This window comes from Rhodospirillales bacterium (assembly GCA_016872535.1).
Classification (GTDB): domain Bacteria; phylum Pseudomonadota; class Alphaproteobacteria; order Rhodospirillales; family 2-12-FULL-67-15; genus 2-12-FULL-67-15.
On sequence record VGZQ01000154.1, the window covers coordinates 1 to 1,702 of the forward strand.

Sequence of the window (1,702 nt, forward strand, 5' to 3'; positions counted from 1 at the left end):
GCGGCACCGCCTTCAGGATGGCGCGGCGGACGTCGCCGTCGGTGACGGTGCCGAGCAGCCGGTCCGCGTCGTCCACCACCAGGCAAATCTGCTTCGACGAGGCATCGATGATGCGGATCGCCTCGGCCAGCGGGGCGCCGTCGCGCAACAGGGTGCTGCGCCAGTGGGTCATCGGGATGCCTCGGGGGTTGCCGTGTCGGCGAAGGTCTTAACGATCAGGCGCCGATCCAGCGGCACCGATTTCAGCACGGCGAGAATACGCGGCACGGCGCGGCCGTCGCCGTAGGAATTGACCAACCCGGCCAGGCCGGCGCGAAAGGCGGGATCGAGGGCGCGGCGCCAAGCGTCCGCGATCGCCGCGGCCTCGCCCGCGCAGGCAATGACGTTACGGTCGGCGAGTCGGCCTTTTTGGCGATCGCCGATATTGACCGTCGGCAGCTTGAAGCTTGCCGCCTCGATGATGCCCGACGAGGAATTGCCGACCATGCAATCGGCGTGGTTGAGCAGTTCGAGATAAAGATCCCGGCCGAGCGATTCGCGGTAGATGCATCCCGGACGGCTCGCGGCGAAGGCGCTAATGGCTTCGCGGATCGGGGCGTTGCCGGTGTCGGCATTGGGGGCGGTGAACACGACCTGGCTGTCGATGTTGGCGGCGGCTTTCAGCACGGCGGCGACGGCGTCCGCCGTCTTGTCCGCCGCCAGGGTCTCCGGGTGATAGGTCAGCAGGCTGACCGGGCGCTTGGGGTCGAGACCGAGGCCGCCGATCACGTCGGCGCGCGGCGAGGGGCGGAACGCGACGAGGGCATCAAGCCCGGGCTGGCCGGACAGGGTCACGCGCCAGGCCTCCTCGCCCATTTGCCGGATGCGCCGGGCGTAGAGTTCATGGGAGGGAAAATGCAGGTGCGCGAGCTTGGTCAGGGAATGGCGGATGGCCTCGTCGATGGCGCCCTCGGTCGACTCGCCGCCCGAGATATGCGCGATGGGGATGGCGAACGGCAAGGCGGCCAGCGCGGCGGGATAGGAGTCGTAACGATCCCCCAACACCACCAAAATGTCGGGCCGCCGGTTGGCGAAGGCGGCGGCGAAGCCGGAAACGCCGGCGGCGATGGTCCGGGCGACGGCCTCGGGCGAATCGCCGCCCTGGAAACTCGGCACCTCGACAATCACCTCGGCGGGTTCGGCGGCCTTCACTTCGTCCAAGGTATGGCCGTGGGCGCGGGAATGGTGCATGCCGGTGGCGTAGACGATCAGGTCAAGCTCCGGCGCGGCGCGGACCGCGTCCATCAGGCCGCGCAAGAGGCCGAAGTCGGCGCGGGCCGAAGTAACGATGCCGATCCGGCGGCGGCTCACGCGGCCGTCCCCGGCCTGAGGCGGCCAATGTCCTTCAGGGTCGTGATTATCTGGATCGTCTAGCATTTAGACGTGGCGTCTGGTGACACGGTATTTATTCGAGTTGTTGTATTTACCTAGGCATCCCGTTTGGTCGTGGAACAGTGGTAAAACAGCCCTAATGTCAACACCCGAAAGAGTCATCAGGCCAAATCAAAAATCTGTAGGTGACGAGGAATAATAAAAGGTAATTAGGGCGATTCGTAACCATGTGCTAGGAGGAAAGGCGCATGGTTATAGGGGGTTCGAGGGTTTTCGGGTGTGCGGCCAACTTTGAGCGGGGCCGCAAGTGCGTTTTCTGCGGGTCGTTCAA

Annotated in this window: 2 protein-coding genes; both read right to left on the minus strand. The window is 65.5% G+C overall.

The window, feature by feature from the left end:
• On the minus strand, positions 1 to 172 hold a 172-nt coding region (locus tag FJ311_16275), incomplete at its 3' end, for a CBS domain-containing protein (protein MBM3952991.1).
• Positions 169 to 1,416, minus strand: coding sequence for a UDP-N-acetylglucosamine 2-epimerase (hydrolyzing) (neuC, locus tag FJ311_16280; GenBank protein MBM3952992.1), 1,248 nt, complete (start codon positions 1,414 to 1,416; stop codon positions 169 to 171). The genes FJ311_16275 and neuC, both read right to left, overlap by 4 nt.
• Between the last annotated feature and the right edge of the window lie 286 nt (positions 1,417 to 1,702).